The 23030-nt window shown below is 61.5% G+C and carries 23 protein-coding genes; 11 read left to right on the forward strand and 12 right to left on the reverse strand.

The annotated features are described in order from the left end of the window. Positions 1 to 6: 6 nt before the first annotated feature. The gene (gene gcl, locus PHO31112_RS06515) at positions 7 to 1773 is read right to left on the reverse strand and encodes a glyoxylate carboligase (protein WP_150619730.1); all 1767 of its coding nucleotides are present in this window, start codon (positions 1771 to 1773) and stop codon (positions 7 to 9) included. 121 nt (positions 1774 to 1894) lie between these two features. Between gcl and PHO31112_RS06520 the strand changes: the two genes are divergently transcribed. The 9 genes from PHO31112_RS06520 to PHO31112_RS06560 all read left to right on the forward strand — a co-directional run bounded on the left by PHO31112_RS06520 (position 1895) and on the right by PHO31112_RS06560 (position 8523). Continuing rightward, entirely contained in the window at positions 1895 to 2806 is a 912-nt protein-coding gene (locus tag PHO31112_RS06520) for a LysR family transcriptional regulator (protein ID WP_150619731.1), read from the forward strand. 163 nt (positions 2807 to 2969) lie between these two features. Further along, the gene (gene rpsF, locus PHO31112_RS06525; RefSeq protein ID WP_010803798.1) at positions 2970 to 3347 is read left to right on the forward strand and encodes a 30S ribosomal protein S6; all 378 of its coding nucleotides are present in this window, start codon (positions 2970 to 2972) and stop codon (positions 3345 to 3347) included. 46 nt (positions 3348 to 3393) lie between these two features. After that, positions 3394 to 3696, forward strand: a complete 303-nt coding sequence (gene priB, locus PHO31112_RS06530) for a primosomal replication protein N (protein WP_150619732.1) — start codon at positions 3394 to 3396, stop codon at positions 3694 to 3696. Positions 3697 to 3698: 2 nt separating this feature from the next. Then, complete coding sequence (gene rpsR / locus PHO31112_RS06535; protein ID WP_010803800.1) at positions 3699 to 3980, forward strand: 30S ribosomal protein S18; 282 nt, start codon at positions 3699 to 3701, stop codon at positions 3978 to 3980. 27 nt (positions 3981 to 4007) lie between these two features. Next, positions 4008 to 4460, forward strand: coding sequence for a 50S ribosomal protein L9 (gene rplI, locus PHO31112_RS06540; RefSeq protein ID WP_010803801.1), 453 nt, complete (start codon positions 4008 to 4010; stop codon positions 4458 to 4460). 300 nt (positions 4461 to 4760) lie between these two features. Continuing rightward, the gene (locus PHO31112_RS06545) at positions 4761 to 6128 is read left to right on the forward strand and encodes a replicative DNA helicase (RefSeq protein ID WP_010803802.1); all 1368 of its coding nucleotides are present in this window, start codon (positions 4761 to 4763) and stop codon (positions 6126 to 6128) included. A 114-nt stretch (positions 6129 to 6242) separates the two neighbouring features. Next, positions 6243 to 6869 (forward strand): DUF47 domain-containing protein, encoded by a 627-nt coding sequence (locus tag PHO31112_RS06550; RefSeq protein WP_010803803.1) that lies wholly within the window; start codon positions 6243 to 6245, stop codon positions 6867 to 6869. 13 nt (positions 6870 to 6882) lie between these two features. Next, positions 6883 to 7893: an inorganic phosphate transporter gene (locus PHO31112_RS06555; protein ID WP_150619733.1), complete on the forward strand. Its 1011-nt coding sequence runs from the start codon at positions 6883 to 6885 to the stop codon at positions 7891 to 7893. 357 nt (positions 7894 to 8250) lie between these two features. Further along, complete coding sequence (locus PHO31112_RS06560; protein ID WP_150619734.1) at positions 8251 to 8523, forward strand: cupin domain-containing protein; 273 nt, start codon at positions 8251 to 8253, stop codon at positions 8521 to 8523. Here PHO31112_RS06560 and PHO31112_RS06565 read toward each other — a convergent pair. From PHO31112_RS06565 to PHO31112_RS06615, 11 genes are all read right to left on the reverse strand, one after another. Then, positions 8515 to 9339, reverse strand: a complete 825-nt coding sequence (locus PHO31112_RS06565; protein WP_150619735.1) for a C40 family peptidase — start codon at positions 9337 to 9339, stop codon at positions 8515 to 8517. The two genes, PHO31112_RS06560 and PHO31112_RS06565, sit on opposite strands and share 9 nt — an antisense overlap. Before the next feature lie 206 nt (positions 9340 to 9545). Then, a complete protein-coding gene (locus tag PHO31112_RS06570) occupies positions 9546 to 11282 on the reverse strand; it encodes a PhoH family protein (RefSeq protein WP_150619736.1) in 1737 nt (578 codons plus the stop codon). A 334-nt stretch (positions 11283 to 11616) separates the two neighbouring features. Beyond that, positions 11617 to 12078, reverse strand: a complete 462-nt coding sequence (locus tag PHO31112_RS06575) for a peroxiredoxin (RefSeq protein ID WP_150619737.1) — start codon at positions 12076 to 12078, stop codon at positions 11617 to 11619. A 57-nt stretch (positions 12079 to 12135) separates the two neighbouring features. Next, positions 12136 to 13041: a polysaccharide deacetylase family protein gene (locus PHO31112_RS06580; RefSeq protein ID WP_150619738.1), complete on the reverse strand. Its 906-nt coding sequence runs from the start codon at positions 13039 to 13041 to the stop codon at positions 12136 to 12138. A 176-nt stretch (positions 13042 to 13217) separates the two neighbouring features. Further along, on the reverse strand, positions 13218 to 14267 hold the full coding sequence (locus PHO31112_RS06585) for a bifunctional UDP-4-keto-pentose/UDP-xylose synthase (RefSeq protein WP_150619739.1): 1050 nt from the start codon (positions 14265 to 14267) through the stop codon (positions 13218 to 13220). A 7-nt stretch (positions 14268 to 14274) separates the two neighbouring features. Beyond that, complete coding sequence (locus tag PHO31112_RS06590; RefSeq protein WP_150619740.1) at positions 14275 to 15180, reverse strand: formyltransferase; 906 nt, start codon at positions 15178 to 15180, stop codon at positions 14275 to 14277. After that, positions 15177 to 16199, reverse strand: coding sequence for a glycosyltransferase (locus PHO31112_RS06595; protein WP_150619741.1), 1023 nt, complete (start codon positions 16197 to 16199; stop codon positions 15177 to 15179). The genes PHO31112_RS06590 and PHO31112_RS06595 overlap by 4 nt, the downstream gene beginning before the upstream one ends. Continuing rightward, positions 16196 to 17362, reverse strand: a complete 1167-nt coding sequence (locus PHO31112_RS06600) for a DegT/DnrJ/EryC1/StrS family aminotransferase (protein ID WP_150619742.1) — start codon at positions 17360 to 17362, stop codon at positions 16196 to 16198. The genes PHO31112_RS06595 and PHO31112_RS06600 overlap by 4 nt, the downstream gene beginning before the upstream one ends. Positions 17363 to 17447: 85 nt before the next feature. Further along, positions 17448 to 17819: an SMR family transporter gene (locus tag PHO31112_RS06605; protein WP_150560776.1), complete on the reverse strand. Its 372-nt coding sequence runs from the start codon at positions 17817 to 17819 to the stop codon at positions 17448 to 17450. Positions 17820 to 17960: 141 nt separating this feature from the next. Beyond that, on the reverse strand, positions 17961 to 19625 hold the full coding sequence (locus PHO31112_RS06610) for an ArnT family glycosyltransferase (protein WP_174995581.1): 1665 nt from the start codon (positions 19623 to 19625) through the stop codon (positions 17961 to 17963). Positions 19626 to 19723: 98 nt separating this feature from the next. After that, on the reverse strand, positions 19724 to 20110 hold the full coding sequence (locus tag PHO31112_RS06615; protein ID WP_010803817.1) for an Mth938-like domain-containing protein: 387 nt from the start codon (positions 20108 to 20110) through the stop codon (positions 19724 to 19726). A 331-nt stretch (positions 20111 to 20441) separates the two neighbouring features. Here PHO31112_RS06615 and PHO31112_RS06620 point away from each other — a divergent pair, with 331 nt between their 5' ends. Together PHO31112_RS06620 and PHO31112_RS06625 are read left to right on the forward strand one after the other, a co-directional pair. Continuing rightward, entirely contained in the window at positions 20442 to 21668 is a 1227-nt protein-coding gene (locus tag PHO31112_RS06620; protein WP_150619744.1) for a pyridoxal phosphate-dependent aminotransferase, read from the forward strand. A gap of 37 nt (positions 21669 to 21705) precedes the next feature. Beyond that, complete coding sequence (locus PHO31112_RS06625) at positions 21706 to 23016, forward strand: homoserine dehydrogenase (protein ID WP_010803819.1); 1311 nt, start codon at positions 21706 to 21708, stop codon at positions 23014 to 23016. The last annotated feature ends 14 nt before the right edge of the window (positions 23017 to 23030 follow it).

Raw genomic sequence — 23030 nt, forward strand, 5'->3', positions numbered from 1 at the left:
TTCGGCTTATGCCGTCACTGCGTTGTCTTCTTCCACGACGTCGATGATTTCTTCGAACTCATTGACGTTGTCGATCTCGGTGCCCATCGCGATGTTGGTCACGCGCTCGAGAATCACTTCCACGATCACTGGCACGGAGAACTCGGCCATCAGCTTGCGAGCCTGAGCAAACGCGGGCTGGATGTCGTTCGGCTGGAACACGCGAATCGCCTTCACGCCGAGACCTTCGGCCACCTTCACGTGATCCACGCCATAACCGTTCACTTCCGGCGAGTTCACGTTCTCGAACGCGAGCTGCACGCAGTAGTCCATGTCGAAGTTGCGCTGTGCCTGACGGATCAGGCCCAGGTACGAGTTGTTCACGACCACGTGAATGTACGGCACCTTGAACTGCGCAGCCACGGCCAGTTCTTCGATCATGAACTGAAAGTCGTAGTCGCCCGAGATCGCCACCACGTCCGACGACGGCGATGCCACCTTCGCGCCGATTGCCGCCGGCACTGTCCAGCCCAGCGGGCCTGCCTGACCGCAGTTGATCCAGTGACGCGGCTTGTTCACGTGCAGGAACTGTGCGGCTGCGATCTGCGACAGGCCGATGGTCGAGACGTAGCGCACGTCGCGGCCGAAGAACGCGTTCATTTCCTGATACACGCGCTGCGGCTTGATCGGCACCTGATCGAAGTCCGTGCGGCGCAGCATGGTGCGCTTGCGCTTCTGGCAGTCGGCCACCCACTGCGAGCGGTCCGGCAGACGGCCGGCAGCTTTCAGTTCCCTGGCGACTTCCACGAACAACTTGAGGGCAGCCTTGGCGTCGGAGACGATGCCGTAATCCGGACCGAACACGCGCCCGATTTGCGTTGGCTCGATGTCGACATGCACGAACTTGCGGCCCTTGGTGAAGACATCGACGCTGCCGGTGTGGCGGTTGGCCCAGCGGTTGCCGATGCCCATCACGAAGTCGGAGGCCAGCATGGTCGCGTTGCCGAACCGGTGCGAGGTTTGCAGGCCGACCATGCCGGCCATGAGCGGATGGTCGTCGGCGATGGTGCCCCAGCCCATGAGCGTGGGCACGACCGGCACGTTCACCGTCTCGGCGAACTCGACGAGCAGATCGGCGGCGTCGGCATTGATCACGCCACCGCCCGAGACGAGCAACGGACGCTCCGATGCGACCAGCATCTGAATCGCCTTTTCGATCTGCGCACGCGAAGCCGCGGGCTTGTACACGGGCAGCGGCTCATACGTTTCCGGATCGAAGTCGATCTCGGCGACCTGCACGTCGAACGGCAGGTCGATGAGCACCGGACCCGGACGGCCCGAGCGCATCAGATGGAATGCCTGCTGGAACACGCGCGGCACGAGGGCGGGCTCGCGCACCGTCACGGCCCACTTGGTGACCGGCTTGGCGATCGACTCGATGTCGACGGCCTGGAAATCTTCCTTGTACAGGCGGGCGCGCGGCGCCTGACCGGTGATGCACAGGATGGGAATCGAATCGGCCCATGCGGAGTAGAGGCCCGTAATCATGTCGGTGCCCGCCGGGCCCGACGTGCCGATGCACACGCCGATGTTGCCGGCTTCAGCGCGCGTGTAGCCCTCGGCCATGTGCGACGCGCCCTCGACGTGGCGTGCGAGCACGTGCTCGACGCTGCCGGCCTTGCGCATCGCCGAATAGAACGGGTTGATGGCGGCGCCGGGCACGCCGAATGCGGTCGTGATGCCTTCCTTCTCCAGCACTCGGACGGCGGCCTCTACGGCGGTCATCTTGGCCATGTGACTCCTCCAATGGGTAATGAGTAATGATGTTGGAGATCACTTTAAGCCGGTACGATTTGTTTGATAAGATCACAAAAGATCGTTTTTTTAAGAACAAAAAGTATTGAATGGAGGGGTGATGGACCGTTACAAACAGATCGAAACCTTCGTGCAGGTGGCCGAAGCGGGCAGTCTGGCCGCCGCAGCGCTAAAGGAAGGCGTCTCGCCGGTGATGCTTGGGCGGCGTATCGATGCCCTCGAAAAGCGGCTCGGCATCAAGCTGATGTACCGGTCCACGCGCCGGCTGGCGCTCTCGGAAGAGGGCGGCGCTTTTCTTGAGCGCTGCAAGCAGTTGCTCGGCGACTGGGAGATGGCGGAGAACGAGATCAGCGCGGGACGTCACGCCGTCTCGGGGCATTTGATTGTGTCGGCGCCTGCGGCGTTCGGCCGCAAGCATGTGGCCCCGCACGCGCCGGCGTTTCTGCGTCAGCATCCAGAGGTGCAGATTTCATTCAATCTGACCGATCGGGTGGTCGACATCGTGCGCGAGGGGTACGACATGGGCATTCGCATCGGCGGCGCTGTCGACCCGAATTTCGTGGCTGTGAAACTCGCTCAGAACCGGCGCGTGGTGTGCGGCACGCCGGCATATTTCGCGCGGCATGGCCGCCCGAAGACGCTGGAAGACCTGGCCAAGCACAATTGCCTCGCGTTCAATCTGCAAGGCGGCCAGCAACGCGGCTGGTACTTCAAGCGGCAGGGCAAGCTCGTGACGATTCGCGTTGCGGGCAATCTGGACTGCAACGACGGCGAGTTGCTGCACCGTTGGGCGTTGGAAGGGCTGGGGCTGGGCTGGCGCTCGACGTGGGAAATCCAGCGCGAACTGCTCTCGGGAGAGCTGGAGACCGTGCTCGACGAGTACGCGCTGCCCGACTACGACATTCTCGCCGTGTACCCGCAGCAGCGCTTCCAGCCCGCACGGGTGCGTCTTTTCATTGAGCAGTTGCGGCAGATCTACGCTCGTCCAAACTACTGGCTGGAGAATGCCTGAGCCAGGGCCGGCGGTACCCGGGGGCGGGCGCCGGGACGCAAATCGGACGGCACCGATAGGGCGGGAGTTGATGATCGACATGAATTCCGCTAGAATCGCGGGTTCTGCAACCTTGCTGCACTGGTTCTGACGCCCAGGCGGCTTTGTCCATAAGGAGCTCTATATGCGTCATTATGAAATCGTATTTATCGTTCACCCCGATCAGAGCGAGCAAGTGCCTGCGATGATCGAGCGCTACAAGGGCATGGTGACGGCCAAGGCTGGTCAGATCCATCGCGTCGAAGACTGGGGCCGCCGTCAACTGGCCTACATGATCGAAAAGCTGGCTAAGGCTCACTACGTCTGCATGAACATCGAGTGCGACCAGGAAACCCTGGACGAGCTGGAGCACGCATTCAAGTTCAACGACGCCGTTCTGCGCCACCTCGTGGTTCGCATGAAGAAGGCCGAGACCACGCCGTCGCCGATGATGAAGGAAGTGGCCCGCGAAGAAGCCAAGAAGGCTGCCGCCGTGCCCGCGACCGAAGCTGTTGCTTCGTAATTAGCGCACCGGAACGCATCAGGGTGCCAACGGACACATCGACCGCGTGAATCGTTTACGGCTAGAGGCCAGCATCGTCGAAATCGGCACGCTGCGCTATACCCCAGCCGGACTTCCCGTGATCGATGTCACGCTGGCCCATGCGGGAACTGTTGAAGAGGCGGGCGTCGCTCGTCAGGTCGAGTTCTCGATGCCAGCCGTTGCGATCGGTCCCCTCAGTGCCAAAGTCATGGCGTTGGGACTCGAGAAACCGGCCCAGTGGGCAGGTTTCCTGGCAAAGAAGCATCGCAATAGCCGCACCCTGGTGTTTCACATCACAGCATTGCAAGAATTTGAAAAGGATTGTTGAACATGCCGCGTCCTAACGGTAAAAACAAGAAGTTTGATCGTCGCCGTCAACAGCAAAACCCGCTGTTCAAGCGCAAGAAGTTCTGCCGCTTCACCGTCGCTGGTGTCGAGCAGATCGATTACAAGGATGTCGAAACGCTGAAGGACTTCATCGGCGACAACGGCAAGATCACCCCGGCTCGCCTGACGGGCACCAAGGCGCACTACCAGCGCCAACTCGATACGGCCATCAAGCGCGCGCGTTTCCTGGCGCTGCTGCCGTACACCGATCTGCACGGTGCTTAATCGCCAGTCGACGAAGGAGAATAGATAATGCAAGTGATTCTGCTGGAAAAGGTCGTCAACCTGGGTAACCTGGGCGACATCGTGAAGGTCAAGGATGGTTTCGCACGTAACTTCCTGATCCCGACCAAGAAGGCTCGCCGCGCCACCAAGGACGCGATCGCCGAATTCGAAGTTCGCCGTGCCGAACTGGAAAAGGCTGCCGCCGAGAAGCTGGCTGCTGCACAAGCCGAAGGCGAAAAGCTGAGCGGTCTGACCGTGCAAATCTCGCAGAAGGCCGGTGTTGACGGCCGTCTGTTCGGTTCGGTCACCAACTTCGACATCGCCGAAGCCCTGGGCACCCAAGGTTTCAAGGTCGAGAAGATGCAAGTGCGTATGCCGAATGGCCCGCTCAAGACCGTGGGTGACTTCCCGGTCCAAGTGGCGCTGCACACTGACGTCATCATCGACGTGAACGTGTCGGTGCTGGGCGAGCACGCCTAAGTCGTATCCGCGTCAGCTTCCCGACGCGAATAAAAGACGGAAGCCGGTCCGCCGGCTTCCGTTTTTTTATGCCTGTCTGTTCTGTTTTGCGGGTTGCCGGGATTATCCGGCTGCCGGTCATGCGCTGATCTACGCCGACCGCCTTCCGGTTGCGCTCCCTTCCACGTTCGTCACGTTCGATAGCTCCACCTTATGCTGCCTCCAGGGAAACTGCTGAACAAACCGCGCTCGGAAAAATCGTCGCGCAAGCGGGATTTTGCCGGGGGGGACCGCGATCGCGGGGACGGTATAATGCCCGGCATGAATGCGCCCGATCCCCAGCTCGATTCACTTAAAGTGCCGCCGCACTCTATCGAGGCGGAGCAATCCGTGCTCGGTGGGTTGCTGCTCGATAACAGCGCGTGGGATCGTATCGGCGACTTTCTGGCCGACTCGGATTTCTACCGCTACGATCACCGGATCATCTATCAGCATATCGGCCGCCTGATCGCCGGCGACCGTCCTGCCGACGTTATCACCGTTTTCGAATCGCTCACCTCTGCCGGTAAAGGCGAGGACGTGGGCGGGCTCGCATATCTGAACGCGCTGGCGCAGAACACCCCGAGTGCGGCGAACATTCGTCGTTACGCAGAGATCGTGCGTGACCGGGCGGTGCTGCGCAAGCTTGTCACGGTGGCCGACGAGATCGCGTCCGACGCATTCAATCCGCAAGGCAAGGAAGTGCGCCAGATGCTCGACGAGGCGGAGGCGAAGGTTTTTGCCATCGCCGAAGAGGGCTCGCGCAGCACGAGCGGTTTCCTTGAGTTGCAGCCGCTGCTCACGCAAGTGGTCGAGCGCATCGACGAGCTGTATCACCGCGAAGGCGGCAGCGACATCACCGGGATTCCCACGGGGTTCGTCGATCTGGATCGCATGACCTCGGGCTTCAATGGCGGCGATCTGATTATCGTGGCCGGCCGTCCGTCGATGGGTAAAACGACCTTCTCGATGAACATCGGCGAGCATATTGCCGTGGAAGAAGGGCTACCCGTCGCTGTGTTCTCGATGGAAATGCCGGGTACGCAGTTGGCCATGCGTATGCTGGGTTCGGTCGGGCGTCTCGATCAGCATCGGTTGCGTACCGGTAAGCTGGTCGACGAAGACTGGCCGAAGCTCACGCACGCGATGCAGAAAATGAACGAGACGCAGTTATTCGTCGACGAGACGCCTGCGCTCAACCCGATGGAACTGCGCGCGCGCGCGCGCCGTCTGGCGCGTCAGTGCGGCAAGCTCGGCCTGATCATCATCGATTACCTTCAGTTGATGAGCGGCTCGGGCGGCGGCGAAAACCGCGCGACCGAAATTTCCGAAATCTCGCGTTCGCTCAAGGGCCTTGCCAAAGAATTGAATGTGCCGGTGATTGCACTCTCGCAGCTCAACCGTAGTCTCGAACAACGCCCGAACAAGCGGCCGGTCATGTCGGATTTGCGTGAATCGGGCGCTATCGAACAGGATGCCGACATCATTCTGTTCATCTACCGCGACGAAGTGTATAACCCTGATACGCCTGACAAGGGCACCGCCGAGATCATTATCGCGAAGCAGCGTAACGGTCCTATCGGCCACGTGCGTCTGGCGTTTATCGGCGCCTACACCAAGTTCGACAATCTGGCGGGTCCCCAGTACTGACGCATTGATTTCCGCCCATTAGTGCGGGCGTGCGGTGACGCGCGCCAGCAACGAGGTAGAATGTGACGTTTTTGTGTCGACCCGTTCCTCATCAATACCCGGAGTTTTCCAATAATGTTCGGTCGCTTCATGCCCACCGAGGGCAAGTTCTTTGAGCTGTTCAACCAGCATGCAGCGTGCATGGTTGCCGGCAGTCGCGAGCTGTCCGCCATGCTCAACGATCTGCCCAATGCCGAGGCACGTACCGTTGCTGTGCAGAACAATGAAAAGAAAGCGGATCGCATCACGCACGAGACCATCGATCTGATGCACAAGACGTTCATCACGCCTTTCGACCGCGATGAGATCCATAAGTTGATCAGCACGATGGACGACATCCTGGATCTGATGGAAGACGTGGCGACGGCCGTGTGGATGTACGACGTCAAGAGTGTGCCGAGCGAAGCCCGTACGCTGGGCGAGATCTGTGTGAAATGCTGCGAGCGTGTGCAAAGCACCGTGGCGCTGCTCAACGATATGGACCGTGCCCGCGAGATTCTGAAGCTCTGCGAAGAAATCGACGGTCTTGAATCGGAGGCTGATCGCCTGCTGCGCGCGTCGCTGTCGAAGTTGTTCCGCGAAGAATCCGACGTGAAAGAGCTGATCAAGCAGAAAGCGGTGTCTGAATTGCTCGAATCGGTGACCGATAAGTGCGAGGACGTTGCCAACATCATCGAAGGCATTGTGCTGGAAAACGCCTGAGCGGAGACTTTCGATGGCAACGCTGCACATCAGCCTTTGGCTGATCGGACTATTGGTCGCCCTGGCGCTCTTGTTCGACTTCATGAACGGCTTTCACGACGCCGCCAACTCGATCGCCACGGTGGTCTCGACGGGCGTGCTCAAGCCACATCAGGCGGTGGCTTTTGCCGCCATGTTCAACATCATCGCACTGTTCGTTTTTCATTTGAAAGTCGCGGCGACGGTGGGCAAGGGCACAGTTCACCCCGAGATCGTCGATCACTATGTGATCTTCGGCGCTCTCGTGGGCGCTATCGCATGGAACATCATCACCTGGTACTACGGTATTCCGTCGAGTTCATCGCACGCCCTGATCGGTGGTCTGGTCGGCGCGGCGGTGGCCAAGGCGGGCACGGGGTCGCTCGTCGCGAGCGGTCTGCTGCAAACTGTGGCGTTCATTTTCATCTCGCCGCTGCTTGGTTTCGTGCTCGGTTCATTCTTCATGCTCTTGGTGTCGTGGCTGTTCTTCCGCACGCCACCCGCGCGTGTGGACCGCTGGTTCCGTCGCCTGCAACTGGTCTCAGCCGGTATGTACAGCCTGGGACACGGTGGTAACGACGCGCAGAAGACCATCGGTATCATCTGGATGCTGCTGATTGCCGCCGGCATGTGGCCGCAGGAAGCCGCGGAACCGCCGCTGTGGGTGATCGTGGGCTGCTATCTGGCGATCGGTCTGGGCACCATGTTCGGTGGCTGGCGTATCGTGCGCACGATGGGACAGAAGATCACCAAGCTCAAGCCGGTGGGGGGCTTCTGCGCCGAAACGGGCGGGGCATTCACGCTGTTCTTCGCCTCGTGGCTCGGGGTGCCGGTCTCGACCACGCACACGATTACCGGGGCCATTGTGGGTGTCGGCGCCACGCGCAAGCTCTCGGCAGTGCGTTGGGGCGTGGCAGGCAACATCGTCTGGGCATGGGTGTTGACGATCCCGGCCTCGGCGTTCATTGCCGCTATTGCCTGGTGGGTGGGCAAGCAGATTCTGTAATACCTTTTCCGCGGTATGCCGTCGTTATGACGGTGTACTTGCCCGGAAACATGAAAAAAGCGGCTTCGGCCGCTTTTTTCGTTTTCCCTTCGTGCCCTCGCGTGGCATGAGCGCATTGACGCACGATATGACCTTCATCGAGAGAATCAATTTCAATAGTTAATTGCGATTTATTATCATTTTTTCATAGCGTTTTATCGAACCCCGTTGGAGGCTAATATGAACACACTGATTCATCATTCCCTGCGCAGCCGCCCACTCGCCGCGCTCATGGGAGTGGCAATCAATATCGGCGGCGCTGCGACACTGCTCGCGCATCTGCGCTAACCCACATCACATTGGTCACACGGAGAGCGTATGCAACGCGACGCATTCGAGCGAGAACTGGCTCTGGAGGGTTTTACGGAACTGGTGAAGGTGACGAGAGAGGCGGGCGATCTCGACGTGCATGCGCATCCCTTTGAGGCAAAGGCGCTGATTCTTTTCGGCGAGATCGCCATTCGCATCGGCGACAACGAGCGTGTGTATCATGAGGGCGATGTTTTCCATCTGAGGGCCAACGAAGCGCATGCCGAGCACTATGGTCCGGCGGGTGTGCAATATCTCGTTGGCCGCAAGACCCTACATTGAGCCGTTGGCGAAGCGGGCGATCGGGTCGTCGTCCTGCGCGGGCGACGTGACGAGGTTGGCGGTGCGGCTCGGTGGCGACACCTGCGGCGTTTCCATCGGCGACGGCGCAGCGGCCGTGAGCGGCCGGTTCGGTGCGGTGTTCATCGGCACATTAGCCAGCGGTGCTGCCGCAGGCGTTTGCGCAACCGTTGCCGGGGCCGAGCGATTGACGTAGGTCGTGTTGCCTGCGGGCGCCTTGTTGGCGGCCACGCGCCGAACGCCGTCGATCCGGCGTGCCCAATACGGGACGTAGAGACTCTCCAGACGGACGGTGCCCCCCGTGTTCGGTGCGTGCACGAACTTTCCCTGACCGACGTAGATGCCCACGTGAGAGTGGGCGCGTCCCGTGGTGTTGAAGAAGACGAGATCGCCCGAGGCGAGATCGTCGCGCTCTAGTGGCGTGCCGACGCCGCTCATATCGGCCGTCGTACGCGGCAGATTCACACCGGCGGCGCGCGCCACCACATAGCGTACGAGACCGCTGCAATCGAAACCGGAATCCGGGGTATTGCCGCCGTAGCGGTACGGAATGCCAACGAGGCTCATCGCTTCGAGCGTGATTTCCTCCTGACCTGCGCTGCGCTCCGGCCCCACTGTGCGGTTGCCATAGTTCGCAGTGCCACCTTGTCTGACCGATGGGCCGGACGAGCACGCCGCCACCAGCAGCGTGAGGGTCAACGCGCCTGCACACCGCCATAGCGCGTTCGGCAGTGCTGCCGGCGGCGTTACGTGGCGAGCAAGAAAGCGAGGAGTGCGGGGAGGGCGCTGAATTCGCATGCGCCGAGTTTACGACGCTTGCCGGGCAAATGCATCGCAAAAGTGCCGAAATACGGGCGTTCTGTGGCATTGATGTCACAAATACGTGGATTCCCAGGCGATTCTGTCATCGGCGCACCGTATCGCCGGCATCGACCGCAACAAAAAACGGCGCCCGAAGGCGCCGTTGCGATGAGCGTTGAGCGCTCGTCATTGGCTCGAAGATGTCAGAGAATTTCCGCTGCGTAGTCGGCCAGACGCGAGCGTTCGCCGCGCGCGAGCGTGACGTGTCCGCTATGACCCCAGCCCTTGAAGCGATCCACCACGTAGGTGAGGCCCGAGCTGCCTTCGGTCAGGTAAGGCGTATCGATCTGAGCGATGTTGCCCAGACAGACCAGCTTGGTGCCGGGGCCCGCGCGCGTGACGAGGGTCTTCATCTGCTTCGGCGTCAGATTCTGCGCCTCGTCGATGATGACGAACTTGTTCACGAACGTGCGCCCGCGCATGAAGTTCATGCTCTTGACCTTGAGTCGCGAGCGAATCAGTTCCTGCGTGGCCGCGCGGCCCCATTCACCGGCAGAGTCATCCGTCTTCTGCAGCACTTCGAGGTTGTCGTCGAATGCGCCCATCCACGGTTGCATCTTCTCTTCCTCAGTACCCGGCAGGAAGCCGATATCTTCACCAACGGGCACGGTCGCGCGCGTGATGATGATCTCGTTGTAGCGCTTCTCGTCGAGCGTTTGTGCCAGACCTGCGGCGAGCGCGAGCAGCGTCTTGCCGGTACCGGCCTGGCCGAGCAGCGTGATGAAGTCCACTTCGGGATTCATCAGCAGATTCAGCGCAAAGTTCTGCTCGCGGTTGCGTGCCGTGATGCCCCACACGTTGTTCTTGTGGTGCCCATAGTCGCGCAGCGTCTGCAGTAGCGCTGTCTTGCCGTTGATCTCGCGGACCTGTGCGTAGAAGGGGGCCTCACCGTTGTTCGTCTCCAGATAGACAAACTGGTTGATGAGGAAACTCATGCACAGCGGCCCGGTAATGCGATAGAACGTGGTGCCGGTACGGTTGTCCTGCCAGCTCTCCATGCCCTTGCCGTGCTTGGTCCAGAAGTCCGGCGGCAGAGCCATCACACCCGAGTACAGCAGATCGCTGTCCTCGAGCACCTTGTCGTTGAAATAGTCTTCCGCAGGCAGGCCGAGCGCATGCGCCTTGACGCGCATGTTGATGTCCTTCGACACCAGCACGACCTGACGATCGCGGAATTTGTCCTGCAGTGCCCGCACGACGCCCAGAATCTGGTTGTCGGCTTTGCCTTGCGGCAATCCTTCGAGCGGCGGCACTTCGTGCAGATCGGTCTGGAAGTACAGGCGGCCCGTGGCGTCCTTGTTGCCAAGCCGCGAGAGCAGAATGCCCTCGGCCATCGACTTCGTGCCGCTTTCCGCGACCAGCCCGTCGAGGGTGCGGCTCACCTGACGCGCGTTGCGCGCCACTTCCGACATGCCTTTCTTGTGGTTGTCCAGCTCTTCCAACGTCATCATCGGCAGATAGACGTCGTGCTCTTCGAAGCGGAACAGGCTGCTCGGGTCGTGCATGAGCACGTTCGTGTCGAGCACGAAGAGCTTGGCGGGTTCCAGATCCTTGTTGCGGGCACGCTTCGAACCACCGTTCGTCGCCGTCGACTTCACGGCCTTGAGAGACGGGGTTGCGACGGTCGAGTCGGCTGCCGGAGGCGATTGGGGTGAGCGTGCTGCAGGTGACGGCTGTGGTGCAGTCTGCGTCGCCGGAGCTGTTTTCGGGACGACCTTCAATTCGGCCGTGCCAGCCGCACCGGATGTCTCGCCCAGTGCGTGTTGTTCAGATGAGGGGATCGGTTTCTTGGCCTCCGTGCGCGAAGGTTTGAGGCGAGTGGGGAATTGTTCCGGGGCAAGCAGCGTGCCCGGTTTGGTCGGCGCCGATGGCAATGGCATAGATTTCCCGTTCAAGAAAACACAACACTACTCGGCCAGGACAGACAGCGATACCACACGTCCTGGCAACAAAAAAGCCGCCTGCCCGGACGCACCGGAGAGGCGGCTTGGCTGAAGGCGCCGCCGTGGCGACGCCTGCAATAGTCTCGTTCAATGCGCTTGATCATTACGGCCGACTATAGCGTCTCTTGCCGGACTTGTATAGCGTCGAATGCGCTCACCGGCGGCCGCTATCGACCGGTTCGCAACACCCTTGCAGATAGCGCCCGTCCCGGTTCACTGGCGATGCCCGGCGCGCATTTGTTCCGGGGCCATCGCATATGCCGACCGGTGTTCAGAGCGCTTGTACGGCAGCCAGAACATCTGCAACGTGATCGGGCACGCGCACGCCACGCCACTCCTTGCGCAACACGCCCTTTTCGTCGATCAGGAAGGTGCTGCGCTCGATACCCATATGTTCTTTGCCATACAGTTTTTTCAACTTGATGACACCGAACAGCTTGCAGACGGCTTCGTCACCGTCCGAGATTAGCGCAAAGGGCAGTTCGAGCTTTCGCTGGAAATTCTCATGCGAGCGCAGGCTGTCGCGCGACACGCCGATGATTTGCGCGCCGGCGGCCTGGAACTGGTCGTAGCTGTCGCGGAAATTCATGCCTTCCGTCGTGCAGCCTGGGGTGTTGTCCTTCGGGTAGAAGTAGATCACCACCTTCTGGCCGCGATGCGCCTTGAGCGAAAAATCGCCGCCGGTGGCCGGTGCGGTGAAATCGGGCACGGGAGTGTCGATGGCTACCGTCACTATGGTCTCCTTGGGTGGCCTTTCAAGGCCGAAACGGGGAAGCGGGTCGAGGCGGGTTCAGGCAGCCGCCTGCCCCTCGAGAATCAGATCGCCTGAGCGGCCCGGAATTTCGCCCCACACGACGGGGTGCGCCGGCAGCGAGGCGAGATCGAGCGTTTCGTAGTACTGGCCCATCGTCACCAGATCGTGCCCTTGACGACGCCATCCGGCCAGCAATTGACGGAACAACGGAGCCAGCTTTTGGCCCTCAAGCTCTGCGTGAAGCGTGAACACGTGATGTTGCGCCGGATCGCGGGTCAGGGCAAGCAGATGCTCGGCCACGCCGTCGATATCGCGGCCGTCGATACCGAGCAACTCATCCACCGTGGGCAGCGTCGTCGGCATTTGCACATGTTTCAGGCGCACGCCATCGACGATCGGGTAGTGCGGCGCTGTACCGCGTCCGTCCGACGCGTATTTCATGCCCCAGGCGTCGATCTGCCGGAAGGCGTCATTGTTCATCTGCCAGCCGGCCGCGCCGTGCGTGAGCGGCGGCGCGCCGAAGATCTGCGTGAAGCGCGCATAGGCCTGCGACATCTGACGCTGCGTCCAGGCGGCGTCGCGCGTGCGCACGTTGTCTTGCCAGTAGGTGTGGTCCCACGTGTGGATGCCGGTCTCATGTCCGGCGTCCTGAACGGTGCGCATGACGCCGGCCGCGCGCCGCCCGATGTCCGGGCCAGGGAGCAGAGTGCCGTACATGAGCGTCTTGAAGCCGTAGTGTTCGACCACCGAGGTGCGCGAGACCTTCTTCAGAAAGCCGGGGCGGAAGACGCGCTTGAGCGCCCAGCCGGTGTGGTCCGGTCCAAGGCTGAACAGGAATGTCGCTTGTGCCTCATGCTCGGCCAGTGCCGCAAGCAGATTGGGCACGCCTTCACGCGTACCGCGCAGCGTGTCGACGTCGATCTTGAGGACAATCTTGGCCATAGCCGCCCTTGAGTTGGGGGATCGCGCAGACTTCGCGCCATACCCCGAATATCGAATGAAAAATGTCGAGTCAAAAACGCCCGGTGCGCCGAGGGCGCACCGGGCGTGCAGTGCAATGTCTCACCCGCAACCGAGTGGCGGCGGGCCGGATCTTTACACCTTGGCTCGTAACTCGGTTACTCGCCTTCGACCAGACGGCGAGCTTCGGCAACGTGGCTACGATACGCTTCGAAAATCTTGCGCAGTGCGTCGTCCATCGAGGTGGTCGGCGCCCAGCCGAGTTCCTGCATGGTGTTCTCGATCTTCGGCACGCGGTTCTGCACATCCTGATAGCCGTTGCCGTAGTACGCGCCCGACGACGTTTCGACAAGCTGAACCTTCTTGGCCGTTTCGGCGTACTCGGGGTACTCGGCGGCCAGCTTGAGCATCATGTTGGCCAACTCGCGCACCGAGAAGTTGTTCGTCGGGTTGCCGATGTTGTAGATCTTGCCGCTGGCAATGTTGTTCTTGTTGTCGATGATGCGCACCAGCGCGTCGATACCGTCGTCAATGTCGGTAAAGGCGCGCTTCTGGTTGCCACCGTCGACCAGGCTGATGTTCTCGCCGCGAGCGATGTGGCCGAGGAACTGCGTGACCACGCGCGACGAACCTTCCTTCGGTGTGTAGATCGAGTCGAGACCTGCGCCGATCCAGTTGAACGGGCGGAACAGCGAGAAGTTCAGGCCTTCCTGCATGCCGTAGCCCCAGATCACGCGGTCCATGAGCTGCTTCGAGCAGGCGTAAATCCAACGCGGCTTGTTGATCGGGCCGTAGATCAGCGGCGAGTTTTCCGGATCGAATTCGCCGTCGGTGCACATGCCATAGACCTCGGAGGTCGACGGGAACACCAGATGCTTGCCGTACTTCACGGCCGAACGCACGATCGGCAGGTTCGCCTCGAAGTCGAGTTCGAACACGCGCAGCGGGGCCTTCACATAGGTGGCCGGCGTGGCGATGGCCACCAGCGGCAGGATCACGTCACACTTGCGGATGTGGTACTCGACCCATTCCTTGTTGATCGTGATGTCGCCTTCGAAGAAGTGCATGCGCTCGTGGTTGATCAGATCGCCCAGGCGATCCGTGAGCATGTCCATGCCATAAACTTCCCAGTCAGTCGTCTCCAGGATGCGCTTCGACAGGTGGTGGCCGATGAACCCGTTGACACCGAGAATCAGGACTTTTTTCATATTACGGTCAGTGATTGAGCTGGGAAAACTGTTCCGGCGCGACAGGCTTGCCGTCCAGCAATAGTTCATGAATGACGATGGCATTTGCGTCGCCGCAAACGCCAAGGAGCGCATTATCCACTACTTGCAGTCCGCAGGGCAAACCGGAGGGAACCGGCGAGCGTGACAGACGGGCGTGCGTGACGACCCAACGATGGTCCGCTGCGTCGGTAAATGCGCCGGGATAGGGCGGCGCAACGGCGCGAATCAGGTTATAGACGTCTTGTGCCGGCTTCGACCAGTCGATACGGCCGTCTTCTGGCTTGCGTCCGCCGAAGTAGCTGCCCGCGCTCAGATCGTTGAGGTGACGCGGTGCCGTGCCGGCGATCAGGCCGGGCAGGCAGCGCCAGAGCGTCTGCTCAGCCGCGACCGTCACTTTCTCGAACACTTCGCCGGCCGTGTCATCCGGCAGGATCGGCACTGCCGTCTGGTCGATGATCGCCCCGGCGTCAGGCTTGGCGGCCATTTCGTGCAGTGTGGCGCCCGTTTCCGTTTCGCCCCTCAAAACCGCCCAGTTCACCGGTACGCGGCCACGATACTTTGGCAGCAACGAACCGTGCATGTTGAAGGCGCCTCGCGGGGCGATCTCGAGCACCGCCGGGGGAATCATGTGACGGTAGTAGAACGAGAAGATGAAATCCGGCACGATGGCGCGGATTTGCTCAGCAAGCGCGGGATCGGCGGGATCGTCGGGGGTGACGACCGGGATACCGTGCTCGGCGGCGACACTGGCGACGCTGCCGAACCAGATGTTCTCGTTCGGATTGTCCTGATGCGTGACGACGAGTGCGACGTCGACGCCACGTGCGAGCAGCACCTGAAGGCAGCGCACGCCAACGTTGTGATAGGCGAAAACGACGGCTTTGGCGCTCATGAGGCGTGCGATCCCAGTTCCGTCGCGCCGGCGGTCCGGCTGGTGTTCGAGGGGCCGCCGGCGGCGTTCTCCGAACGGCCCGACGGGTGCTCTTCGAGCACCGCCTGAACCAGATAGCGCGGGCGCTGACGAACCTGCTGATAAATGCGGCCGATGTACTCGCCGAGCAGACCCATGCCGAACAGAATCACGCCAAGCAGGCAGAACGTGACGGCGAACAGCGTGAACACACCCTGGACTTCCGAGCCGAAGAGGAAGCGGCGGGCGATCAGCACAATGAACAACAGGCCGGAGGCGGCGGACAGCGTGATGCCCACGCCCGAGAGCCATTGCAGCGGTACCACCGAGAAGCCGGTGACGAGGTCGAAATTCAGACGGATCAGGCTATAGAGCGAATACTTCGACTCGCCCGCAAAGCGTTCCTCGTGAGCCACATCCACTTCCGTGGGGTTTTGCGCGAACGTGTAGGCCAGCGCCGGAATGAACGTGTTGATCTCACGGCACTGATTGACCGTGTCGACGATATGACGGCTGTAGCCGCGCAACATGCAGCCCTGATCGGTCATGCGTATACGCGTGATGCGCTCGCGCAGGCGGTTCATGGCACGCGACGCATGGCGGCGGAACCACGTGTCCTGACGGTTCATGCGTACCGTACCCACATAGTCGTGACCCGCGGCCAACTGCTCGACGAGCTTGCCGATTTCTTCGGGCGGATTCTGCAGATCGGCGTCGAGCGTGATGACCCACTCGCCACGCGTGTGCTCGAAGCCGGCCAGAATGGCCATGTGTTGCCCATAGTTGCCGTTGAACAGCACGACGCGCGTCACATCCGGACGCACGCGATACTGCTCGGCGAGCAACGCGGCGGAACGGTCGCGGCTGCCGTCGTTGACGAACACCACTTCGTAAGTCGTACCCAGTTGGTCGAGCGCCGGGTATAGCCGGTCGAAGAGGGCGGCAAGTCCGGCTTCTTCGTTATAAACCGGGATGACGACGGAGAGTTGTGGACAATTCATTTTCGATGATCAGCGCAAATGGCATTAACGGCTTCGCAGACGCGCGCAACGTCGGCATTGGTCATGGCCGGGAAGAGCGGCAGCGTCAGGAGCGTGCGCCCGAGGCGTTCCGTATGCGGAAACTGCCCCTCATGGAAGCCGAGTGAACGATACATTGTAAACAGGTGAATGGCCGGGTAGTGGACGCCGCTGCCGATACCGCGCGCCTTGAGTTTTTCCATGACGCCGGCACGGGTGATCGTGAGCCGCTCCAGCGGCAACTCGACCTGGAACATATGCCAGTTCGAGTTCGTGAAGTCGGCGTGCGGCAGGCCGAGGCCCAACGCCACTGCGGGGCCTCCCGCGAGCGTATCGAGGTACAGGCGGACCAGTTCCTTGCGACGCGCGTTGAATGCCGCCAGGTGCGGCATCTGGCCGAGGCCGACGCGGGCGGCGACGTCCGTCAGGTTGAACTTGCCGCCGAGCACGTCGACGTCCATGCCGTCGAAGCCGGTGCGGGTCACGCCCTGCAGGCGGTACTTCTCGGCCAGACGTGCCTCGTCCTCATTGTTGAAAACGAGGGCGCCGCCTTCGATGGACGTCAGATTCTTGTTGGCGTGGAAGCTGAACGACACGAGATCGCCCAGGGCGCCGATGCGCTTGCCGCGCCACGTCGATCCCATCGCTTGCGCGGCATCCTCGATCACGCGCAGGTTGTGACGGTGTGCAATGCCGTACAGCCGGTCCATGTCGACCGGCAGTCCGGCGAGATAGACGGGGATAATGGCGCGCGTCTTGGGCGTGATCGCCTTTTCGAGCAGGTCGAGGTCGATGTTGCGCGTGACCGGATCGACGTCGACAAACACGGGCGTCGCGCCGACTTCCAGAATCACGTTGGCCGTGGCGACCCACGACAGCGAGGTGGTGATGACTTCGTCGCCGCCTTGCACACCGGCGAGGCGCAGGCCGATCTCGAGCGTTGCGGTGCCGGAGTTGAAGGTGCGCACAGGGCGTCCGCCAAAAAATTCGGATAGCGCTTTCTCGAAAGCCTGCACTTGCGGGCCCGAAGTGATCCAGCCGGAACGCAGCACCTCGGCGACGCCAGCAATGGTGGCGTCGTCGATGCTCGGCCGCGTGAACGGCAGGAACGGTTGATTCGATTGGGAGGTTGCCGAGTCGCTCATGATGTAAGACAAAGCCTCAGATAAGCATTGGGGGATGCGTCAGCACTTGATGCGGCGCATGCGTCGAATCCATCGGTTCGCAGCCTTAGCTGCGCGCCAGAATATAAACACCGACCAGAATGATGCCGATAGCCACGACACGTTGCATCGACAGCGTTTCGCCAAACAGGTACCAGGCGGCGATCGCGTTCACGACATAACCGAGCGAGAGCATCGGATAGGCGATCGAGACTTCGACGCGCGAGAGCGCCAGAATCCAGACGACCACGCTAATGGCATAGCAGACGAGCCCGCCCATGATCGGTACTTGCGTGGCGAGCTTGATGCCGATGGGGACGATATTGGCGCGCGTGAATTCGAGTGCGCCAATCGAGCCGGCGCCGGCCTTGAGCAACAACTGGGCGCACGCATTGAGCAGCACGCCCGTGAGAATAAGAGAAAACGTAGCGAGATTCATGGAACGTTTGTGAACGTTTGTGAACAATTATGGATGTTGCAAATTGGCTGGCGCTTAGCCCGGCTAAGCGTCCGGCCTCGTAATGCTGCCGCTGCGCGGCGCGAATGATCGGGGAAGCGGGTCAATCGACGGGCAAGCGCGCTATTTTACGTTGTCTTCCGGCTGCGGTTTCGAGATCACTATGCGGCGACTGTCACGCGCGATGATGCGCATCGGCAGATGTTGCGCTTCGAGCTGACCGAACGTGCCCGGGTCGACCAGCGCGAGGGCTTTGGGGTCGGCCCGCCAGCGGGCGTAGAAATCATCAAGCGTCGGCACCCATTTCTGCGGCTCCTGCTTTACGCCGAATTCGAGTTCGTCCGGATGCTGCACCATGATCATGGTGCGGCCAAGGTAATACGGCATGGTGTGATCGAGCACATTCACGGAATAGAACGGCACGTTCGGCCCGAGGCGTTGCATCTCTGCCTTGATCGCCGGCACGAGCAGTACGCCCGAGCTTTGGCGGCCGAACACTTCATGCCCCATGCCGCCGACGGTCACAAGCAGCAGCATGGCGCAGGCAAAGGTGAGCAGGGCGCGACGCGCGCTGTGCCGCGCCAGCCGCCAGGCCACGAGCGTTCCCGCCAGACCGACGCCGAGCGCGAAGTACAACCAGATCTGGAAGGCTTTGTACAACTCGTTCGGGTTGCGCACGCTGCCTGCGCGCCCCACGAAGATGGCCACCATGACAAGCGCTGCGATCAGGAAGATCGCGTAACCGGCCAGATGCAGGCGTACCGTTTCGCGGCGCAACTGCGCCAGGTACAGGCCGAAGAGCAGGGCCATGGCTGGCGCGATGGGCAGCAGATACGAAATCAGCTTCGAGTGCGAGGCGCTGAAGAACGCAAAGATGAACAGCGACCACACCCAGAGCATCAGCGCCGGGGCAAAGCCGTTGGGCTGGCGCGGCATGCGCAGCGTGGCGCGCACGGTGCCCGGCAGCACCGATAGCCAGGGCAGGAAGCCGACGATGAATACGGGTACGAAGTACCACGGCGCGCCATCGCGGTTGTGGCCCGCCATCGCGAAGCGGCGGAAATGCTCGTTGATGAAGAAAAAGTCGAAGAATTCCGGATTGTGAATCTGCACGAGCACGAACCACGGGGCTGCAATCGCGAAGAAGACGATCAGGCCGCTGCCCAGATACAGGCGCCGCCACAAGGCCCAGTCGCGTGCGACGAACGTGTAGATCACGAGCACGCCGCCCGGCAGTACGATGCCGACCAGCCCCTTGCTCAGCACGGCGAGCGCCATGGCCGCCCAGCACAGCCACATCCAGCCGCGCACGGCGGCGCGCGCCAGCCCTGGGCGCTGGGCCAGCAGCAGCGCGCACAGCGAAAGGCCCATAAAGAACGACAGGCCCATGTCGAGCACGTTGAAGTGCCCGAGCAGCGACCACAGTGGCGCGCAGGCCAGCGCTGCGGCGGCGAACAGGCCGACACGCGCATTGAACACTCGGCGGCCGGTGAAGCCGACCATCAGCACGCCTGCGAAGCCGGTGAGCGCCGTCCACAGCCGGGCTTGCCATTCGCCGAGTCCGAAGGCGGCAAAGGTGAGCGCATTCATCCAGGTTTGCAGCGGCGGCTTCTCGAAATACTTGTAGCCGTTGTAGCGCGGCGTAATCCAGTCGCCCGTGATCCACATTTCACGTGCCATCTCCGCATAACGCCCTTCGTCGCTCGCAATCAGATGGCGATAATCGAGCGCGCCGAACCACACGAGCGCGAACGCCACAAGAAGCAGCCAGAAAGCAGCGAGGGACAGCGGATGGGACGAGGGTGGCGCGTTGGGTGCGTTGGGCGCTGAGAGCGGAGGTGGGGCGAGGGGGGCGGCCGATAGGCCGGAGGCGAGCGGGCGGCGGCTCACTCAGCTGCCTCGGTCTCGATGAGCAGCGCGAGCACGACCCGGCGTCCTTCGCTCATCAGGATGTTGTAGGTGCGGCAGGCCGCCTGGGTGTCCATGGAGTCCACGCCGATACGGGTGCTGGTGAGCGTGCTGGTCAGTCGGGGATGGGCAAAGCGCAGGCGATTGCCGCTGCCGAAGATGACGACCTCGGGGTCGAGGGCGCGCAGTTTTTCGAAATGGGACGGATCGAGCGCGTCGAAGCGCGACACCGGCCAGGCCTGAATCTCGCCCTCGGGCGCAATGATCACACTTTGTTCGTGACGAACCTTGTTCACCTCGACGTAGCCGGGGCCGTAGCCGGTGACAGTGTTCAATGCTTGCGACGGGTCTTGATGCAGTTTCACTTTCGGAGATTCCCTACCCAGGGGGTTAACCAATGGTTATCCAGTGGTCGACGAGCGTCGGCGGGTCGTGCAACGGTCGGGCATCTTGCCTCGCGTGGCGCAAACCGTCAATGATGCATTGCCGAACTCTGTCATAATTAGCTAAATTATAGCTTTTTGCCGTACGCAGCACGGCAAAACCGTTGCAGTGCGGCATTTGCCACGCCGAAACCGGGGGGACGCGGTGTCATGTGCGCTTCGCGCACACGCTTGCGGACCGTCAGTCCGCCGTGCGTCCCGCCTGCTGCCGGCCCGTCCGGACGCTGCGCCGCCCGTCAAGACCACTACCGCCGTGAAACCGATCCTCAAATCGCAGAAATTGCAGAATGTCTGCTACGACATTCGTGGGCCCGTGCTCGAACATGCCAAGCGCATGGAAGACGAAGGTCATCGCATCATCAAGCTGAACATCGGCAATCTGGCGCCGTTCGGCTTCGAACCGCCCGATGAGATCGTGCAGGACATGATCCGCAATCTGCCGAATTCGGCCGGTTATTCGGATTCGCGGGGCGTGTTCGCGGCGCGCAAGGCGATCATGCACTACTGCCAGCAAAAGCGCATCAAAGACGTGCGGCTCGACGACATCTACCTCGGCAACGGGGCGTCGGAGCTGATCGTGATGGCCATGCAGGCATTGCTCAACGACGGCGACGAAGTCCTCGTGCCGGCTCCCGACTACCCGCTCTGGACGGCTGCGGTCAGCTTGTCGGGCGGCACGCCGGTGCATTACATCTGTGACGAACAGGCCGACTGGCAGCCCGATCTGGCGGATATCCGCAAGAAGATCACCCCGAATACGCGGGCGATCGTCCTCATCAACCCGAACAACCCGACCGGGGCGCTGTATTCGGACGAACTCCTCAAGGACATCGTCGCGCTCGCCCGTGAGCACAAGCTCATCATTTACGCCGACGAGATCTACGACAAGATCGTCTATGACGGCGCAGAGCACACCTCGATCGCGTCGCTTTCCGAAGATGTCCTCACCATTACGTTCAACGGCCTGTCCAAGAGCTATCGCGCGTGCGGTTATCGCTCAGGCTGGATGGTGGTGTCGGGCGACAAGCGTCCGGCGCGCGACTACATCGAAGGGCTGAACATTCTGGCCTCGATGCGTCTGTGCCCGAATGTGCCGGGCCAGTACGCCATTCAGACGGCGCTGGGCGGCTATCAGAGCATCCATGACCTGATCGTGCCGGGCGGGCGCCTGTACGAGCAGCGTGAGATCGCCCACCGTATGCTCACCGACATTCCCGGTGTGACCTGCGTGAAGCCGAAGGCGGCGCTGTACTTGTTCCCGCGTCTCGATCCGGCGGTGTATCCCATCGCCAACGATCAGGAGTTCATCCTCCAGTTGCTGCTTGAAGAGAAGGTCCTGCTGGTGCAGGGCAGCGGCTTCAACTGGATGCATCCCGACCATTTCCGCGTGGTGTTCCTGCCTCACGAGGGCGACCTGGAAGACGCCATCAGTCGCATTGCCCGCTTCCTGGACGGTTATCGCCGTCGCCACGGCAAGTGATGCACGCCAACCGATTTCGACTTTTGAGTAAAACTGCATGAAACCGATCAAATTGGGCCTGCTCGGCCTTGGCACGGTGGGCTTCGGTGCCTTCCAGGTACTTGCTCGCAACCAGGAGGAAATTCAACGTCGTGCCGGCCGGGGCATCGAGATTACGAAGGTCGCGGTGCGCAACGTCGAACGCGCCCGCGGTCTCGTCGGCGATGCGGCCGTCGTGACGGGCGATCCGTTTGAGGTGGTCAACGATCCGGACATCGACGTCGTGGTCGAAACCATCGGCGGCTACGACCTCACCAAGGAATTGGTGCTCAAGGCGATCGAGAACGGCAAGCACGTCGTCACGGCCAACAAGGCGCTGCTGGCCGTTTATGGCAACGAGATCTTCGCCGCCGCGCGCAAGGCCAACGTGATGGTTGCCTTCGAAGCGGCGGTCGCCGGGGGTATCCCCATCATCAAGGCGCTGCGCGAAGGCCTGACCGCCAACCGCATCCAGTGGATCGCCGGCATCATCAACGGCACCACGAACTTCATTCTTTCGGAGATGCGCGACAAGGGCATCGATTTCGACGTGGCGCTGGCCGATGCGCAGCGTCTGGGCTACGCAGAAGCCGACCCGACCTTCGATATCGAGGGTGTGGACGCCGCGCACAAGCTCACGCTCATGAGCGCGATCGCTTTCGGCGTGCCGGTGCAGTTCGACCGCGCGTATATCGAAGGCATTACCAAACTGTCGGCACTCGACATCAAGTATGCGGAAGAGCTGGGCTATCGCATCAAGTTGCTGGGTATCACGCGTCACGTGGAGGCGGGCATCGAGCTGCGCGTGCACCCGACGCTGATTCCGGCCAAGCGCCTCATCGCGAACGTGGAAGGTGCCATGAACGCCGTGCTGGTGCAGGGTGACGCCGTGGGCGCCACGCTGTATTACGGCAAGGGGGCGGGCGCCGAACCGACCGCCTCGGCCGTGGTGGCCGACATCGTCGACGTGACGCGTCTGCAAACGGCTGATCCGGAGCATCGCGTGCCGCATCTGGCCTTCCAGCATGACGCGCTGTCGAATACGCCGGTGCTGCCGATCGACGAAGTCACCACGAGCTACTATCTGCGTCTGCGCGTGGTCGATCGTGCGGGCGTGATGGCAGCGCTCACGCGCATCCTCGCCGACCTGGATATCTCCATCGATGCGCTGCTGCAAAAGGAATCGCGCGAAGGCGAGCACCAGACCGACATCATCCTCCTGACGCACCAGACCCAGGAGAAGCACATCAACTCCGCCATCGCAAAGATCGAGGCCATGGAAACGGTGCTTTCGAAGGTCACGCGCATCCGTATGGAAGCGTTGAGCTGAGCGCTTGGGCGCCG

Origin of the sequence: Pandoraea horticolens, assembly GCF_902459555.1 — a bacterium.
GTDB classification, from domain to species: Bacteria; Pseudomonadota; Gammaproteobacteria; order Burkholderiales; family Burkholderiaceae; genus Pandoraea; species Pandoraea horticolens.

Excerpts from the sequence above, each read along its gene's own strand:
- gcl (WP_150619730.1), bottom strand. The coding sequence starts at position 1,773 with ATGGCCAAGATGACCGCCGTAGAGGCCGCCGTCCGAGTGCTGGAGAAG.
- PHO31112_RS06520 (WP_150619731.1), top strand. The coding sequence starts at position 1,895 with ATGGACCGTTACAAACAGATCGAAACCTTCGTGCAGGTGGCCGAAGCG.
- rpsF (WP_010803798.1), top strand. The coding sequence starts at position 2,970 with ATGCGTCATTATGAAATCGTATTTATCGTTCACCCCGATCAGAGCGAG.
- rpsR (WP_010803800.1), top strand. The coding sequence starts at position 3,699 with ATGCCGCGTCCTAACGGTAAAAACAAGAAGTTTGATCGTCGCCGTCAA.
- rplI (WP_010803801.1), top strand. The coding sequence starts at position 4,008 with ATGCAAGTGATTCTGCTGGAAAAGGTCGTCAACCTGGGTAACCTGGGC.
- PHO31112_RS06545 (WP_010803802.1), top strand. The coding sequence starts at position 4,761 with ATGAATGCGCCCGATCCCCAGCTCGATTCACTTAAAGTGCCGCCGCAC.
- PHO31112_RS06550 (WP_010803803.1), top strand. The coding sequence starts at position 6,243 with ATGTTCGGTCGCTTCATGCCCACCGAGGGCAAGTTCTTTGAGCTGTTC.
- PHO31112_RS06555 (WP_150619733.1), top strand. The coding sequence starts at position 6,883 with ATGGCAACGCTGCACATCAGCCTTTGGCTGATCGGACTATTGGTCGCC.
- PHO31112_RS06560 (WP_150619734.1), top strand. The coding sequence starts at position 8,251 with ATGCAACGCGACGCATTCGAGCGAGAACTGGCTCTGGAGGGTTTTACG.
- PHO31112_RS06565 (WP_150619735.1), bottom strand. The coding sequence starts at position 9,339 with ATGCGAATTCAGCGCCCTCCCCGCACTCCTCGCTTTCTTGCTCGCCAC.
- PHO31112_RS06570 (WP_150619736.1), bottom strand. The coding sequence starts at position 11,282 with ATGCCATTGCCATCGGCGCCGACCAAACCGGGCACGCTGCTTGCCCCG.
- PHO31112_RS06580 (WP_150619738.1), bottom strand. The coding sequence starts at position 13,041 with ATGGCCAAGATTGTCCTCAAGATCGACGTCGACACGCTGCGCGGTACG.
- PHO31112_RS06585 (WP_150619739.1), bottom strand. The coding sequence starts at position 14,267 with ATGAAAAAAGTCCTGATTCTCGGTGTCAACGGGTTCATCGGCCACCAC.
- PHO31112_RS06590 (WP_150619740.1), bottom strand. The coding sequence starts at position 15,180 with ATGAGCGCCAAAGCCGTCGTTTTCGCCTATCACAACGTTGGCGTGCGC.
- PHO31112_RS06595 (WP_150619741.1), bottom strand. The coding sequence starts at position 16,199 with ATGAATTGTCCACAACTCTCCGTCGTCATCCCGGTTTATAACGAAGAA.
- PHO31112_RS06600 (WP_150619742.1), bottom strand. The coding sequence starts at position 17,362 with ATGAGCGACTCGGCAACCTCCCAATCGAATCAACCGTTCCTGCCGTTC.
- PHO31112_RS06605 (WP_150560776.1), bottom strand. The coding sequence starts at position 17,819 with ATGAATCTCGCTACGTTTTCTCTTATTCTCACGGGCGTGCTGCTCAAT.
- PHO31112_RS06625 (WP_010803819.1), top strand. The coding sequence starts at position 21,706 with ATGAAACCGATCAAATTGGGCCTGCTCGGCCTTGGCACGGTGGGCTTC.